Consider the following 16,919-nt stretch of genomic DNA (forward strand, 5'->3'; position numbering starts at 1 on the left):
TAGGCTGCCCATATGAGGGTCACGCTTATAGACACACGGCATCGGCCTGCACCAGTTTCCCTGGGGTATCGGACGACACCTGATAACGGGTGGTACATTGTTGATCTGCCCCGTTTCCCCATTTAACTTTCACATGACCGGCGGACGGCATGCCGCTCAGATAAACTCGGCCGTTATCGCCTACAATGCCGTTGCCGACTTGGGTTGCGTTTCCTTCCAGCGTTGCGGTGGCGCCAAAGGGCACGGGTTTGCCATGATGTGTCAGGGTCAGTAGCAACTGGCTGCCCAGCCGAACCTGATAATTGGCCAGCGTCACTGCACCTTTGGTCGGGTAAACGTTGCGGCTAGTCTGGTCAATATCGACCCCTTCCGGCAGGGTGGACGGATCTAGGTTGATGGTGTTTTTGTGGTAGACCGATCCGCCTGGCAATACGGCGTAGCCACGCCAGTCGGTCTGTACGTTGCCGTTGCTAACCGTCACCCCTTTCGCTCCGGGCGCGCGGACTAATACCGCAGTATCTCCCAGCGAACGTGACAGCGTTATCCCGTAAGGATGGATTAGAAGGGCGCCGGACATGCCATAGGTGACGTGCCGGCTGTCTGCGTTGTCATTGTAACCCAGATTAACGCTCCCCTGACTGCCCTGATAACCCAGCGACAGGGTCCGGCTGTTTTGCTGGCCGTTGTGCCCCCAGCCTTGCTGGAGGTTATAACTCAGGCGGTTATCCCATAACATGCCACTGATGCCGGTCTGTTGAGAGAGGTTACCCTGCGAGTCGCGCGAGGCCGTATAGCGGGTGTAAACGCCCCGTAACGCCGACGATGATCCAAAGAGACTCAGCGGGATCTGCATATTGAATGATACCTGGCGGTTTTCCGGCCAGTGGCCTTCGCCCTTTATACGAGAAATGTTATAACTCAGGTTATAGCTGATCCCCATCAGCATCGCGTTGTAACCCAGACTTAGGTTGTTGTCGGTACGGCCATTCCAATAATTATTACGTGTCCCGGAGGCGTAAAGACTGCCCCAACGTCCCAGTGTCTGACGCAGGTTCACCTGCCAGGTGTTCTGACGCCGGTCAAGCGCCCACGGCACCTGATATTCATTCAGGCTGTACCCCATGCTGTTAGCATCACTGAAACTGTAGTAATGCTGAGTGGAATAGCGGTAGGCGGCCAGATCAATGCCGGTACCGGTACTGAGCAAGTTCTTGGAGTATTTCACGCGATAAGATTGGCCGAATTGCCCGCTTTCTTCCTGATCCTTGCGCCCCTGCAACTGTGCACGGGCCAGCGTCACATCCGCAGACAGCGCGCCGAATGCACCCAACGAAACCCCCGAACCTAATACACCCGATTGGTAGTTGCCGGCGAACAGTCCCCCGCCGTACAGGGTGATACTGTTGGGTAAACCATAGACCAATGTGCCCATAGCAAAGACCGGGGAACGGCTACCATCGGTAAGGTTGCCGCCATGATATTGACCGGTCGTCAATTCATATTTAATGCCTCCGGGACGTTGCATCACCGGCAGGGACGATGAGGCTATTGTAGAGACGCGGGTGCGGCCATTTTCCTCTTTGATAGTCACCGTCAGGTCGCCAGCACTCCCTGTGGTATAGAGGTCGGTGAAACGAAACGGCCCCGGCGCCACTGTGGTTTGATATACGATATTGCCATTCTGGGATACGGTCACCTGCGCATTGGAGTTTGCCACACCGGTTATCTCCGGGGCAAAACCGCGCTGACTGTCGGGTAACATGGCCTCCTCAGAGGCCAGTTTCATGCCACGAAATGGGATACTGTCAAAAATGTCGCCGCCGGTATAAGTTTCACCCGCCGTGAACTCACTGCGCAGTGCTGGTATGTCACGTTGCAGGTAGGTATTACTCACCTGCCATTGGGTCTGCGCGGATGGAGAAAAACGGGAGGCGCCCTCGTTGCGCTGGCGATTGTAACTGTAAGTTTGCGTGCTGCGCAGACGCCACGGCCCCAGATTCAATCCGTTACGAAAAGAGGCAAACAGATTACGAGAACGTGATCCTCCCCAGTTTCTCTGAACGTCATAACGCCCTTCCGAGCCGTTGACGGTGTAATTCATCAAAAAGGCCGGTATCCCGTTATCCCACAGTGACGGGTCAACCATCCCGGAATAATGGGGCTGCATGGCGACCTGTGGGACACTGAGATCCAGGCGCAAACGGGCGAAATCCAGTGTTGAGCGGGCGTGCGGGATCTGTTTCGTCAGATCCGTGATGAGGCTGTCGTCCGCTTTACCCTGAAAAGCCGGTAATCTGCGGGTATTGACCCCATATTCTTCCAGTTGTGCGACGGTTAATACCGGTTGGAGATGGCCGTTAACCAGCCTAAATTCAATCTCTCGGTTGTCAACCTTATTCTGGTTCATGTAGACATCGACCAGATAGCGTCCCGGCGCGACATACCCCGCGTTTTCATACGCCGAGAGATCAACATGACTGTGTTCACCGTTAGCGCCCATCAGGAATGCGGGATTAAAGTATTCCCGCGCCGAAGCGGGCAAGGCCGTTGCCGTCAGTGAACACAGCAGACATATGTATACCGAACGGGGCCGGAAACCGCCCGGTTGACCGGGCGCACGTTGGTTACCCGTCCGCAGTGCAGACGGAAATAAAGTGTTTATTGCCATAGCTCATCTCTGCTTCTAATTAAGCTTATGCTGTTAATCTTGAGGTCACTCTGCCGGTACATTGTCCGCCGATGTGGCGGGTTTATAACGGGGTGTGGCGATCCTGACTGTCGCCGGGAAAACGCCAGACCAAGAGGTCCGGCGTCCCGGCGGTAAACGAATAGGTTTGTATGCCTTTCGGGGGTACCATCGTTTGGCGTGTGTGGTCATCCGCATGCTGTGTTCCTACTTTCAGGACAGAGAAGGTCAGAAAATAAGGTGTAGGATTTTCTACCCGCAACTGCGTTCCCTGAAGGGAAAATTTCACCTGTTTAGCCACCGTGGCGTTATCCCGAGCGGGGACTCCCTGAGGACGATAAAACAGCCGAATATTCATCTGTAAGGCGACTTGCACTTGCGGGTTCTTGCCAGTTTGGCGCTCAGGTGTGCTCGTGTCCGGTACGGCAACGCCGGGAATAGCCCGCAGCGAGACCACAAAGGCCGATTCCCGATCCGGCGGTAACTGCCCCCCAAGCTGGCGAATACGGAACAAAAATTTCCCGCCAGCTTCGACCCGTTTTAACGGCGGCAGGACAACAAAAGGAGGAGCTAGCCCGGTTTGGGTGTCAAAGCGCCCGGTATCGGGGTCCATCGGGCTGACAAAACCCTGTACCAGATAGCCCTGCGCCGTATGATTGGTCATACTAAGGGTCACTCCGCCCGGGCTGTCTTTGGCGACATACGATAACTGCATCGGGGAGAACGATAACCCCTGATTCTCCGCCGCCTGCGCTTTTAATAGGCCGCCTAGCAGCAGGGCAAGACAGAAGGGGTAAATCATTGATCCACCGTGTGCTCGCCCATTCCCGTTACTGACTCTCTTCATTTTCCACCTCTGGATAAAACAAGGGCGAATTTAACTCACCACTTTGGCGGTAAATAGGTTTGAAGCCCCGCCGTAATCATTAATCATCGACCAGCTCACCGATTTTTTGCCTTTCTGTCCGACATAGGTCACACAATCCTGCGGCGCTATCATGGAGGGATAGCGATTCAGATCGAGCGCCTGTCCGTCCAGCGTGAGGCTGTCCAGCGACAGGAAATACGGCGTGGGATTGCACGCCTTAATGCCATCCGGTTGCGACTGAAAGCGGAGCTGTCCGTACGCCTCTTCCGGCAACATCGGCAGGCCATGCGGTCGCCAGAAAAACTTAATTCGCATTCCCACGCTCATCGACGCCTGATCCCGAATGTGCTCATTCGCCATCTGATGGGAGGTGGGGATAGTATTTATCTGTACATACCCCAGCGATTCCCGATCCACCGGAAAGGGCGACAGATTAAAAGTCGGCAAAATACGCAGGCTGTTCTGACTATTGGCTTCCAGCCTGAACAGCGGCGGTGTCACCACAAACGCTGGTGCGGTTTTCTCCTGATTTTCAGTGATTCTCACCTGAACCAGCCACGCTTGAGGCGTGGTATTGACTACCGTTAGTGTCTGCGCCCGCTCCCCTTGGGTAAAAATCACCCGGGTTTTATTCAGGCTGATACCGGCTGCCTGACAGGGTACTGTGCCGGTCATGCTCAGCCCCAGCCCCAGCCAGAACAACAGTGACATCAGTCTGTATCGCGTTGTGCGTACCCGACCTGTTTCCACAACGCCTCCTGAAACCTGTTACCTGAGAGACACTCAGTGATAGTTAAATTGAAATTGAATATGCGCGGTCAGTTCACCGGGGGTGGGTACAGCCGTGCCGGATTCATGTCGCATATCCATCTGGAAGGTGATTTGACTGTCTTTAACAGCGTTACCCGGTGACGCTAAATCCACATAATCGCCATTTTTCAGGTAGCTCCCCAGCTCGCCTCCCGGTGATTGATAGCGCAGGCCAAATCCCACATTTCCCGCCACAGTGGAAGCCTTATCCCGAAATAACGTCGGGTGGTTTTCCGGCGTGGGGCCGGCTATTTTAATGGCCGGGGTACGGCCCGCTCTGGCTGATCCCGCACAGCCTGACAACGCCAGCGTAATAGGCTTGTTGTCTGCCGCTTCGATATGTTCCGCACTACGCTGTACTTCATTAAGCGGTATGGATGAAAACTCGACATGGGATGTCTGTACATTGAGTTCACAGGTTGGCTGTTCCAGCGTTAATGCCAGCGTCAGTTCTGCCGTGTTTGAACTTGCTCCTCCGGGCAGGGAGGCAGTACAAAGCAGACTGGCCAGTGTTGTCCGTCTGATAAGAGACCACGATTTTCGCATTACGGTATCTCCCCTTGATAGGATGATTTTCCGCCGAGGTCATTAATCACCGTCCAGCTGACTTTGGCCGGGTAATGTATCCCTTTGAGGGAGAAAAACAGAACCGAGAACGGAGAGACCATGTCCTCTTTCTGCTGCTGCGTCATCAGTTCCTGTCCGCCCACTTTCAGGGAGGTGAAGGTAATGTAATAAGGTGACGGATTCGTGATCGTTATCCCTGAGACTGTCGGTTTGAAGCGTAGTGAACCAAATCCTTGCTCTGGCAAAACCGGCAACCCTGACGGGCGATACATCAGCTTAATTGTGTTGGCCGTAGCAATTTGTACGCCCCCGGTGACCTGCTTACCGGAGGGATTGTCAGGTTTGAGGCTTAACGGGATGGCCTGCGCGGTAAACCAGAATAGGGATTCCCGGTCGGCTGGCAGGGGCTGGCCGGTTTTGATAATGCGAACCTGATTCTGGCCGCCGGGTTCCATGAGAAACAGGGGCGGCGTTACGAGAAATGGAGCGGTTTTATCCCCCTTAGGGGTGGTACTGACTGTCATCTGCATCAGATAAACGGCCTCTTGACTGCTATTGCGCACCGAGGTTGCCGCCGCATGGCTGTCAGCCGGGTAGATAATGCGGGTAGTATCAATACTCACTCCCCCAGCCCCTGTGGCAGTGACCGATGAGCCTAGCAGACCGGCCACTATTATCGTTGTCATCAATCTTTTCACTGAGTCACCTGAAAATATCTGTTTTGGTATTGCGTAAGTAAGAATTGGACCTCCCTGTCCAATTCCACTGCTATGTGTTCTTGGTGCCTAATGGCGTTGATTAGCTATAAATTTGATTATCGAGTAACAAGTTGAAAAGTCAGTGGTGCACTGACACTATCCCCAGATTTAAGAGTTTTAGGGTCCTTGGCAACCAGCCCCACGCTAAAGGTTTTGGTAGCAGTTGCCTTTGCATCACCTGTGTTAGCAAAGTTAATCTTACTGTTGTTTGCCAGAAGCACTGTTTTACTCTTTTCCACCAGACCTACTGCCAGGCTACCGACAGCGGCACCAGAATCACCAAAATATCCATTCCCATCTAAGGTCTGTGTTCCCGTAATGTTCAAATCAATGTTTTGCTTCATCTTGCCGCCTGCGTCGATTTCAGCATCACAGCCTTCTAGTGAAATAGTGAAATCCTTAGACGCGACTAAAGTGTCTGCTTTAGTAAATTGGCTTTTTACAATATGACCCAGATCGATGCTGGGATTGCTAATGTCGAGTGTACAAGTCGGCGCTCCTACAGAACCTGACACGACCATTGACGCACTTTTACCAATATCAGCAGCATGTGCCATCCCCATCCCCATCCCCATCCCCATACTCAAGAGTACTGAGGCTAGTACGCTGGTTTTCAAAATTTGCTTTTTCATTTCATCTATTCCTTATCTATATCTACTTAATACATTTTGTCTAAAACAACACCATGACAGATTAAACAGCTGGGCCGCCAAGGCGGTGCGTTTACTGGTCATTTAGAGTTATTTTGTTCGGTTGTTAACTTAATGAAATATATCAATAAAAATATTAACCAAATGAAACTACTTACGGCTTATACCATTTGGTTTGAGGAATTTTGCCTTTAGGATGAGAAAATGAATATTAAATCGCTCAATAAATGATCTCTTAACAAGCCGTAATATCCGTAATGCAAGAAATAATTTCTATTTGAAATCAAAAAATTAAGTAATTTTTTACAAAAAAACACAAAAAATATCTTTTAAGTGATGAAATTTTCCGTATACTGCCCCGGCGGTTGAAGATAACCGAACAAAATAACTCTAAATGTTCGGTTTTTTACCTCACATCAAAAACTGACTTCATCGAAAACAACCTCGCCGCTTTAGACAGTACTTTCCCTACATTTATGTCTCTCTGGTATTGTCCAAAAACCAAGTTCTCTGAACGTTCCAAAAAAATGTATTAATCACGCTTATAAATTTTTCGTATTTAGGGGGGATTGACTAAGCCTGATATTAGGTTTGTTTTAAGATCATCTTCCATGCACTCGGTATTGAAATTGACTGGCGTTGTTCAGATACGCTGCGCTTTGAAAAGGTGCCCGGTGTAAACGGCACTGTGTCTGTTATTTAATCTTCACAACAAACTATCGCTGTAAGCTATGTGATGCGGGATGATAAATAATCACTAGCGGCATTTACTGCTGTGGCGGATAAGCCGCTTTGGGAGGGAAGGTCTGCATACTCAGGTAAATGATTACTTTTTCCTTTTTATCAATAAATTAATGACAGTTTTCAATGATTATCACTATGATTTATCTATTATGTTGAATCGTGTTCTGTCTATTTAGTGATAAAAAATTATTGTCATACGATAACTTTTAAAGTAATTTAACGACAGTTTAGTTGAGCATGTAATGGAATGACAGTAAGATGTGTGATAAACAGGAGTTTGTAACTAATCCCAGGATCAGGCTACTCAGCTTTCTGGCTATTATTATTGCTTCCGTTATGGCAATTGCTGATATGGGGTTCCATATCGTTTCTTGGTCGTTATGGCATGATACCACTCGTCAGGCCGTCCTTCAGGCATATAGTGATCTTATGCCCGCATTGATTGAAAAGGGATTTAAGCAGTCTTTATTAAGTCAGATACTTTACATATCGCTGGATACGATACCACGAATCATATCAACCGCTTCTTATCTATTAATCGGAATTCTATTTTTCCGGTTTGCTAAAGGTGAAATATGGAGTGATCGTAATATCTTTGGTTCATTTATTATTGGTTTCCTGATGATTTTAGAACAACTTCTTTATCCAGTGATTGATACATTACAGGGAATGGCCTTATCTATAGATTTAGGAAAAGGACAACGGGTATTTAGTTTCTCGCTTGGTGTTAATTCAGAGTCTCTGTTTATTATTATGTTTGGTGTATTCCTCCTGATATTTAGCTTAATTATGCGTGAGTCTAAGAAGATAAGCGATGAGCAACGTTATTTTATCTGAGAATCATCATGAGTATTATAATAAGATTGGATGTAATCTTAGCAAAAAGGAAAGTAAAGTCTAAAGAGTTAGCTGCAATTATCGGTATTACTGAGCAAAATTTATCATTGCTGAAAAATGGTAAAATAAAAGGTATTCGTATTGATACATTAGAAAAGATTTGTAAATATTTGCAATGCCAACCTGGAGATATACTAGAGTATGTGGAAGATCAAGAGGATAACAGCTGATAAAATTACTGTGTGTCTTTTGATATCTTGTTAGAGATGGAACTTAACATTAATTAACTCATTTTAATTGCATGAAAATATCACTTATTTCATGTTTTTTATCTGGCTTGTTATTCCTGGGTGTCAATGGAGCATTAATAAAAAAGGTTTCTCCCTGTGATGAAGGGATGTTTTTTTCCATGGGGAGATATTGTTCTGATATTCCATGGGGTGCCAGAAAGATAAAATGCATATGTAGATATTATTTAATAGACCGTAAGAAATAGTCTTTATTTATACATGGTTCTTATTTATATTAATTTTTTTAACTTATACAGCAATTCAAGGATATTAACAATGAATAAATTGTTCATCATTTCATTATTAGTCTTTATTATTACCGGATGTTCCGGGCCAACGCTTAATAGTAGTTATGTTTCAGCATGTGGTTATTATGAATGTAATGTTAAGGATATAATTTCAGGTGCCAAAATTAAAGTAAATACTAAGAATTCCCCCCCTAATTTTGATGAACACACACCAATCCAGGATAGACAAGTTATCCAATCAGGTGAATGGCCAGCTTTTGAAAAAGAAAGTTATAGTGTTGGAATGTCCATTGGTTTTTAATTTTATTAGTTATTTTATTTGTTTGTAGGAATTTTTGTATGAATTTTACAAAAAGAATAGTTGTTATCCTTTTATCTATTTTATTTACTTTATTAAGTGGTTGTACGTCTTGGGAAAAACCGGGATCAACTCAGTTTGATAGAGACAGAGATTATTCTGAATGTAAGGAGCAGGGTTATTTTCGCTTTCCACCAGACTGGGACAGCAAAGTTGTTCATTCTTTTGAGACGAAACATTTCCCTTGTGAAGATAAGGACGGGAAAAAAGACAAATCTTGCGGGCATTATATCACTGTGCCAAAAGCGGAAGTTGAACGCTGGGATAAGAATGAATCTGCAAGGCGTTGGGTGATTTCTTCCTGTATGTATGAAAAAGGGTGGCATGAAGAAACACGTTATTGGTTTTAGTGGCGCGCATTTTTTTCCACCGACAGCAGTTCTATGGAGCTGTTGCTGGTGGTTCCTCACATATTTGTAATTATTCCTTTCTAATCGCCGTTTTTAGCCACTCGGTTTTCCTGATTTGAGATACATTTATAACCTAATGAGATAATAGCTGTGTTTGAAGTTAATAATAGATGATTAAATATTTATAATGTTAGCATGAATATTCTATTATTTTATTGCTGTAACGATTCAATATGTCTATTTATACCTTTAAAAAAGGTTAAGTTAAATATTGTTGTAGCGAGTTTTTTAGCCTGTTGGTTATCAAATTTTACTAATTTTTAAAAAAAATTGTTAAAATTTGCAGGTTTTTATGATTTAGCACAAGGTCTTTATGGACAGTTGGTGAATACTTTGTTACTTTTAGGGACCTGTGGTTTAAATTGGTATTACCAATTGACTCCGGCATAGGCCGAAACAATGTTTACCCATTAATTGCCTATCTTGATAGTAGGAAGTATTGATGCAGGCAGTTTGAACATGGACAGCACACAAAACCCGGAGCATATAAAACTGGAGTATGCAAAAATAGTGTGTGAGGATGACTCGCTTCATTCATCCTTCGGGTCGCATTAAAATGCATTCAAAAGTGAGTGTTTTTGTGTGAGTTCCATCCTAGGTTCAAATTTGACAAATAAAATAGCCTAATGAGATAGGTTCTAACTGGCTTATAGTAAATATGGCTTATAGCAAAATCCGCCAACCAAAATTATCAGATGTCATTGAGCAGCGTCTTGAGCATCTCATCCTTGAAGGGTCTTTGCGTCCAGGAGAGAAGTTGCCACCTGAACGTGAGTTGGCGAAACAATTTGATGTGTCACGGCCTTCATTGCGCGAAGCTATTCAGCGGTTGGAAGCTAAAGGCTTTCTCTTTCGCCGTCAAGGTGGTGGAACATTTGTTCAGAATAATCTCTGGCAAAGTTTCAGCGATCCATTGGCACAATTGTTGGCAGGCCATCCAGAATCTCAGTTTGATCTCCTTGAAACTCGCCATGCTTTGGAAGGTATTGCAGCCTATTACGCAGCATTGCGTGGGACTGACGAAGATTTTGAGCGTATTAGGGGACATCACCTTGTTATTCAACAAGCTCAGCAAAGTGGTGATGTCAATGCTGAATCTGATGCTGTTCTGCAATATCAACTCGTTGTCACTGAAGCTGCCCATAATGTGGTTCTCCTTCATTTATTGCGTTGTATGGCACCTATGCTGGAACAAAATATCCGGCAGAATTTTGAGTTTCTTTATACCCGTAGAGAAATGCTGATGGCTGTCAGTGATCATCGGGCAAAAATTTTTGAAGCTATAATGGCAAGACAACCGGAGAAAGCCCGCGAAGCTTCCCATCGCCATTTAGCTTTTATTGAAGATGTTTTATTGGATCTCAGCCGTGAGCATACCCGCTGCGAGCGATCATTACGGCGTCTCCAACAACATCCACAATAAAATTAGCTGTGCAGATCCTGAAGTTTGCTGCGTCTGCATGGCTAGTCGAGTCCCTTGACTGAGGGCGCTAGCGGCAACAACAGTGAGGGCCTATCTTCCGGTCATGACCGGGTGAACGTCAAAGGTATGACCGGAAGATAGGCTCCAAATAACCATTAGAAACAGATAACAGATAAGGAATACACCATGTCAGACATTTTGAAAAATGACGTGGACCCGATCGAAACTCGCGACTGGTTACAGGCGATCGAATCGGTCATCCGTGAAGAGGGTGTTGATCGTGCCCAGTTCTTGATTGATCAGGTACTGAACGAAGCACGTAAAGGTGGCGTGAATGTTGCGGCTGGTGCTGCTAACCGCGATTATATCAATACCATTGCTGTTGAGGATGAGCCTGCTTACCCTGGCAATCTGGATTTGGAGCGCCGTATTCGCTCTGCTATTCGTTGGAATGCTGTGATGACTGTTTTACGGGCATCCAAAAAAGATCTGGAATTAGGTGGTCACATGGCTTCATTCCAGTCTTCAGCAACCATGTATGAAGTTTGTTTTAACCACTTCTTCCGTGCCCGCAATGAAAATGATGGCGGTGACTTGGTTTATTTCCAGGGCCACATTTCGCCGGGCGTTTATGCTCGTGCTTTCCTTGAAGGTCGTCTGACTGAAGAGCAAATGAATAATTTCCGTCAGGAAATTGATGGTAACGGCCTGTCTTCTTACCCGCATCCAAAATTGATGCCTGAATTCTGGCAGTTCCCAACTGTTTCAATGGGACTGGGGCCAATCGGTGCTATTTATCAGGCTAAGTTCCTGAAATATTTGGAACACCGTGGTTTGAAAGATACATCCAAACAAACCGTTTACGCATTCTTGGGTGACGGAGAGATGGATGAGCCAGAATCTAAAGGTGCGATCACGATCGCAACTCGTGAGAAACTGGATAACCTAGTATTTGTTATCAACTGTAACCTGCAACGTCTGGACGGGCCAGTTACGGGTAATGGTAAAATCGTTAACGAGCTGGAAGGTATTTTCAGTGGTGCAGGTTGGCAGGTTATTAAAGTTCTTTGGGGTGAGCGTTGGGATGAACTGCTGCGTAAAGATACCAGCGGTAAATTGATCCAACTGATGAACGAAACACTGGACGGTGATTACCAGACGTTCAAATCCAAAGATGGTGCTTATGTCCGTCAGCATTTCTTCGGTCGTTACCCAGAAACGACAGAATTAGTCAAAGACATGACTGATGACCAGATTTGGGCATTGAACCGTGGTGGTCACGATCCGAAGAAAGTATTTGCTGCACTGAAAAAAGCGCAGGAAACTACCGGTAAACCAACCGTCATCTTGGCTCAGACTGTCAAAGGTTACGGTATGGGTGATACTGCGGAAGGTAAAAATATCGCTCATCAGGTTAAGAAAATGAATATGGAAGGGGTTCGTCATTTCCGTAATCGTTTCAATGTACCTGTTGCAGATGACCAAATCGAAAATCTGCCGTATGTGACTTTCGATAAAGATTCTGAAGAGTACAAATATTTGCATGAGCGTCGCGCGGCATTGGGTGGTTATCTGCCAAGCCGTCGTACTCATTTTGAAGAGAAGCTGGAACTGCCAACACTGGAAGATTTTGGTGCGTTGCTAGAAGAACAAAACAAAGAAATTTCTACCACTATCGCTTTTGTTCGTGCTTTGAACGTGATGTTGAAGAACAAATCAATCAAAGATCGTCTGGTGCCAATCATTGCTGATGAAGCGCGTACTTTTGGTATGGAAGGTCTGTTCCGTCAGATCGGCATCTACAGCCCTAACGGCCAGCAGTATACCCCGCAGGACCGTGAGCAGGTTGCTTACTATAAAGAAGATGCGAAAGGCCAGATCCTGCAAGAAGGCATCAATGAGCTAGGTGCCGGTTCATCATGGCTGGCGGCGGCAACGTCTTACAGCACTAACAACTTGCCGATGATTCCGTTCTACATTTACTACTCTATGTTCGGGTTCCAGCGTATTGGTGATCTGTGCTGGGCAGCAGGTGACCAACAGGCGCGTGGCTTCTTGATTGGCGGTACTTCAGGTCGTACCACACTGAACGGTGAAGGTTTGCAACACGAAGATGGTCACAGCCATATTCAGTCTCTGACTATTCCTAACTGTATCTCTTATGATCCAGCATTTGCTTATGAAGTTGCTGTGATTATGCATGATGGCCTGGAGCGTATGTATGGTGAGAAACAAGAAAACATTTACTACTACATCACCACGCTGAACGAAAACTACCATATGCCAGCAATGCCACAAGGCGCAGAAGAAGGTATCCGTAAAGGTATCTACAAACTGGAAAGTCTGGAAGGTAGCAAAGGTAAAGTTCAGTTGTTAGGTTCTGGCTCTATCTTGCGTCATGTTCGCGAAGCTGCGCAGATTCTGGCTAACGATTATGGTGTGGGTTCTGATGTATACAGCGTAACTTCATTCACTGAACTGGCGCGTGATGGTCAGGATTGTGAGCGCTGGAATATGTTGCATCCAACAGAAACTCCACGCGTACCTTATGTTGCTCAGATTATGAATGAAGCACCAGCAGTTGCTTCTACTGACTATATGAAACTGTTCGCAGAACAAATTCGTAACTTCATCCCGGCAAGCGAATTCCGCGTATTAGGTACTGACGGTTTCGGTCGTTCCGACAGCCGTGAAAACTTGCGTCATCACTTTGAAGTTGATGCTTCCTACGTGGTAATTGCTGCTCTGGGTGAATTGGCTAAACGCGGCGAAATCGACGTGAATGTTGTGGAAGAAGCGATTAATAAATACAACATTAACCCAGAGAAAGTTAACCCGCGTCTGGCATAAGAGGTAAAGAACCAATGGCTATCGAAATTAAGGTACCGGATATCGGTGCAGATGAAGTTGAAGTCACCGAAATCATGGTGAAAGTTGGCGATACAGTGGAAGCTGAACAATCGCTAATCACAGTGGAAGGTGATAAGGCTTCGATGGAAGTCCCGTCTCCTCAAGCGGGTGTTGTTAAAGAGATCAAAGTTGCAGTTGGTAATAAAGTTGAAACTGGCAAACTGATTATGATTTTTGATTCGGCTGATGGTGCTGTAGAAGCAGCACCAGCTGAAGAATCGGCAGCTATGACACTGTCCTCTCGTATGGCAGAGCCGGAGTCAGTGGTTTCTGCGGCCATGGATGTTCATGTACCGGATATCGGCGGTGATGAAGTTGAAGTGACCGAAGTGATGGTTCAAGTAGGCGACACGGTTACAGCGGAGCAGTCACTGATCACCGTAGAAGGTGATAAAGCTTCGATGGAAGTGCCTGCACCATTCGCCGGTATCGTTAAAGACATTAAAATCAAGGTCGGTGATAAAGTAAAAACCGATTCTATGATCATGGTATTTGAAGTCGTGGGAGCAGCGCCTGCACCTGTGGCTTCTGCGCCAGCGGCTGAACCAGAGAAAGTGGTGCCAGTTATAGAGAGCAGAAGTTTCGTAGAAGAAGATAAAAACGACTTCACTGAAAATAATGCTTATGTTCACGCAACACCGGTAATCCGTCGTTTGGCTCGTGAATTTGGTGTTAACCTGGCTAAAGTGAAAGGTACGGGTCGTAAAGGCCGTATTCTGCGTGAAGACGTTCAGGCTTACGTGAAAGACGCGGTTAAGCGTGCCGAATCCGCCCCTGCATCAGCTGGTGGTGGTCTGCCGGGTATGTTGCCTTGGCCGAAAGTTGATTTTAGCAAGTTTGGTGAAATCGAAGAGGTTGAACTGGGTCGTATCCAGAAAATTTCTGGTGCTAACCTGAGCCGTAACTGGGTGATGATCCCGCATGTTACGCAGTTCGATGAAACGGATATCACTGAAGTTGAAAACTTCCGTAAACAACAGAATCAGGAAGCTGAAAAGAAACAGCTTGGTGTGAAGATCACCCCACTGGTGTTCATCCTGAAAGCGGTAGCAAAAGCGTTGGAAGAGATGCCGCGTTTTAACAGTTCTATCTCGGAAGATGGTCAGAAACTGACGCTGAAAAAATACATCAACATTGGTGTAGCAGTTGATACACCTAATGGCCTAGTGGTTCCAGTGTTCCGTGACGTTAATAAGAAAGGCATCATCGAATTGTCCCGCGAGTTGACTGAGATGTCTAAGAAAGCGCGTTCCGGCAAACTGACTGCATCTGATATGCAGGGTGGATGCTTCACTATCTCAAGTCTGGGTGGTATTGGTGGTACTGCATTTACGCCAATCGTCAATGCGCCGGAAGTGGCTATTTTGGGTGTATCTCGCTCGTCGATGAAGCCTGTTTGGAATGGTAAAGAATTTGTACCACGCCTGATGCTGCCTCTGTCACTTTCCTTCGATCATCGTGTGATCGATGGTGCTGATGGTGCACGTTTCATTACATTTATTAATCATGCAATGAGCGATATCCGCCGTCTGGTGATGTAATCTTAAAGGCCGGCCATATGCCGGCCTGATTGTTATTGCTGTGGCAGGGTAGCTTGCATCTGGTTGGTTTGTTGCGAGTTCTGTCACGTTAACGCGCTTTTCAGGTTATTAACAATTCTGTAAACTGCTCGCGGTATGTAGGTCCCGGTGGAATATATCGTTTTTTGGCGTCTGACCCGCCGGACAAACAATTAAGAGGTCATGATGAGTACTGAAATTAAAACCCAGGTTGTGGTGCTTGGGGCAGGCCCAGCAGGGTATTCTGCTGCTTTTCGTTGCGCGGATTTAGGTTTGGAAACCGTCCTGGTGGAACGTTACTCTACCTTAGGTGGTGTTTGTCTTAACGTTGGTTGTATCCCTTCTAAGGCATTGCTTCACGTAGCAAAAGTTATTGAAGAAGCTAAAGCTTTGGCAAATCACGGTATCGTTTTTGGTGAGCCAAAGACTGATATTGAAAAAGTCCGTGTTTGGAAAGAAAAAGTTATCAATCAGCTGACCGGTGGTCTGGCTGGTATGGCTAAAGGCCGCAAAGTTAAAGTTGTCAATGGCATTGGTAAATTTACGGGTGCTAACACATTGGTTGTTGAAGGTGAAGGTGGCGCAACAACGATTAATTTTGATAACGCCATTATTGCCGCTGGCTCCCGTCCTATCCAATTGCCATTCATCCCTCATGATGATCCTCGCGTATGGGATTCTACAGATGCACTGGCTCTGACAACGGTTCCTGGGCGTCTACTGGTGATGGGCGGTGGTATTATCGGTCTGGAAATGGGAACCGTTTACCACGCTTTGGGTTCTCAGATCGATGTTGTTGAAATGTTGGATCAGGTTATTCCTGCGGCTGATAAAGATGTGGTGAAAGTATTTACCAAACGTATCAGCAAGCAATTCAATCTGATGCTGGAAACGAAAGTGACTGTAGTAGAAGCCAAAGAAGATGGTATCTACGTCACGATGGAAGGCAAAAACGCACCGGCAGAACCACAGCGTTATGACGCGGTTCTGGTTGCTATTGGCCGTGTACCTAACGGTAAAATGCTGGATGCGGGTAAAGCGGGTGTTGAAGTTGATGACCGTGGCTTTATCCATGTTGATAAGCAAATGCGTACTAATGTACCGCACATCTTTGCGATTGGTGACATTGTTGGTCAACCAATGCTGGCTCATAAAGGTGTTCACGAAGGACACGTTGCGGCTGAAGTTATTTCCGGTAAGAAACACTACTTTGATCCAAAAGTTATTCCATCCATTGCTTACACTGAACCAGAAGTTGCATGGGTTGGCTTGACGGAGAAAGAAGCGAAAGAGAAAGGCATCAGCTATGAAACAGCAACCTTCCCATGGGCTGCTTCTGGTCGTGCAATCGCCTCTGATTGTGCTGATGGTATGACCAAACTGATTTTCGATAAAGAAAGTAACCGTATTATCGGTGGTGCTATTGTGGGTACTAACGGTGGTGAACTACTAGGTGAAATCGGTCTGGCAATTGAAATGGGTTGTGATGCAGAAGATATCGCGTTGACTATCCACGCTCATCCAACGCTGCATGAATCTGTTGGTCTGGCGGCTGAAATCTTTGAAGGTAGTATTACTGATTTGCCAAATGCTAAAGCGAAGAAAAAGAAATAATTTCTTAAATCGACCGATGTAATTTGACGAGGCGGCTTTCATTTATGGGAGCCGTTTTTTTATATGTGCGCCGGGCATGGCGCGTAGCGCCGTGACAGGCGCTGTTCTTTAGCTGTGGTGGCCAAAGAGCGACTAAGAGGTGAAAGTCCTCCACACACCCGGTGAGGGGAAGTGTTAGCTGAACGGC

The 16,919-nt window shown here is 46.4% G+C and carries 14 protein-coding genes; 8 read left to right on the top strand and 6 right to left on the bottom strand.

All coding sequences use genetic code 11. The features are described from left to right. Positions 1 to 25: 25 nt before the first annotated feature. From AM629_RS12065 to AM629_RS12090, 6 genes are all read right to left on the bottom strand, one after another. Positions 26 to 2,668 carry a fimbria/pilus outer membrane usher protein gene (locus AM629_RS12065; RefSeq protein ID WP_054479233.1) on the bottom strand — a complete coding sequence of 881 codons (2,643 nt, stop codon included), beginning with the start codon at positions 2,666 to 2,668 and terminating at the stop codon, positions 26 to 28. 82 nt (positions 2,669 to 2,750) lie between these two features. Further along, positions 2,751 to 3,488 carry a fimbrial biogenesis chaperone gene (locus AM629_RS12070; RefSeq protein ID WP_235525464.1) on the bottom strand — a complete coding sequence of 246 codons (738 nt, stop codon included), beginning with the start codon at positions 3,486 to 3,488 and terminating at the stop codon, positions 2,751 to 2,753. 75 nt (positions 3,489 to 3,563) lie between these two features. Next, on the bottom strand, positions 3,564 to 4,304 hold the full coding sequence (locus AM629_RS12075; protein WP_054479237.1) for a fimbrial biogenesis chaperone: 741 nt from the start codon (positions 4,302 to 4,304) through the stop codon (positions 3,564 to 3,566). 33 nt (positions 4,305 to 4,337) lie between these two features. Then, a complete protein-coding gene (locus tag AM629_RS12080; RefSeq protein ID WP_054479238.1) occupies positions 4,338 to 4,910 on the bottom strand; it encodes a fimbrial protein in 573 nt (190 codons plus the stop codon). Next, entirely contained in the window at positions 4,910 to 5,554 is a 645-nt protein-coding gene (locus tag AM629_RS12085; RefSeq protein WP_235525465.1) for a fimbrial biogenesis chaperone, read from the bottom strand. Before AM629_RS12085 ends, AM629_RS12080 begins: the two co-directional genes overlap by 1 nt. Positions 5,555 to 5,745: 191 nt before the next feature. After that, positions 5,746 to 6,306: a fimbrial protein gene (locus tag AM629_RS12090; protein WP_161804226.1), complete on the bottom strand. Its 561-nt coding sequence runs from the start codon at positions 6,304 to 6,306 to the stop codon at positions 5,746 to 5,748. Between the two features lie 1,035 nt (positions 6,307 to 7,341). On the opposite strand from AM629_RS12090, the gene AM629_RS12095 reads away from it, so the two are divergent. The 8 genes from AM629_RS12095 (at position 7,342) to lpdA (ending at position 16,732) form a co-directional block, all read left to right on the top strand. Beyond that, positions 7,342 to 7,920, top strand: coding sequence for a hypothetical protein (locus AM629_RS12095; protein WP_054479244.1), 579 nt, complete (start codon positions 7,342 to 7,344; stop codon positions 7,918 to 7,920). Between the two features lie 8 nt (positions 7,921 to 7,928). Continuing rightward, positions 7,929 to 8,150 carry a helix-turn-helix domain-containing protein gene (locus AM629_RS12100; protein ID WP_054479246.1) on the top strand — a complete coding sequence of 74 codons (222 nt, stop codon included), beginning with the start codon at positions 7,929 to 7,931 and terminating at the stop codon, positions 8,148 to 8,150. Between the two features lie 336 nt (positions 8,151 to 8,486). After that, entirely contained in the window at positions 8,487 to 8,759 is a 273-nt protein-coding gene (locus tag AM629_RS12105) for a hypothetical protein (protein WP_235525466.1), read from the top strand. Between the two features lie 38 nt (positions 8,760 to 8,797). Further along, complete coding sequence (locus AM629_RS12110; RefSeq protein WP_054479248.1) at positions 8,798 to 9,166, top strand: hypothetical protein; 369 nt, start codon at positions 8,798 to 8,800, stop codon at positions 9,164 to 9,166. 718 nt (positions 9,167 to 9,884) lie between these two features. After that, positions 9,885 to 10,649, top strand: coding sequence for a pyruvate dehydrogenase complex transcriptional repressor PdhR (gene pdhR / locus AM629_RS12115; RefSeq protein ID WP_054479251.1), 765 nt, complete (start codon positions 9,885 to 9,887; stop codon positions 10,647 to 10,649). A gap of 186 nt (positions 10,650 to 10,835) precedes the next feature. After that, positions 10,836 to 13,499 (top strand): pyruvate dehydrogenase (acetyl-transferring), homodimeric type, encoded by a 2,664-nt coding sequence (aceE, locus tag AM629_RS12120; RefSeq protein ID WP_054479253.1) that lies wholly within the window; start codon positions 10,836 to 10,838, stop codon positions 13,497 to 13,499. Between the two features lie 14 nt (positions 13,500 to 13,513). After that, a complete protein-coding gene (gene aceF, locus AM629_RS12125; protein ID WP_054479255.1) occupies positions 13,514 to 15,100 on the top strand; it encodes a dihydrolipoyllysine-residue acetyltransferase in 1,587 nt (528 codons plus the stop codon). Positions 15,101 to 15,304: 204 nt separating this feature from the next. Then, the gene (lpdA, locus tag AM629_RS12130) at positions 15,305 to 16,732 is read left to right on the top strand and encodes a dihydrolipoyl dehydrogenase (RefSeq protein WP_054479257.1); all 1,428 of its coding nucleotides are present in this window, start codon (positions 15,305 to 15,307) and stop codon (positions 16,730 to 16,732) included. Positions 16,733 to 16,919 lie beyond the last annotated feature (187 nt).

Origin of the sequence: Photorhabdus heterorhabditis (genome assembly GCF_001280945.1) — a bacterium.
In the GTDB taxonomy this organism is placed as follows: domain Bacteria; phylum Pseudomonadota; class Gammaproteobacteria; order Enterobacterales; family Enterobacteriaceae; genus Photorhabdus; species Photorhabdus heterorhabditis.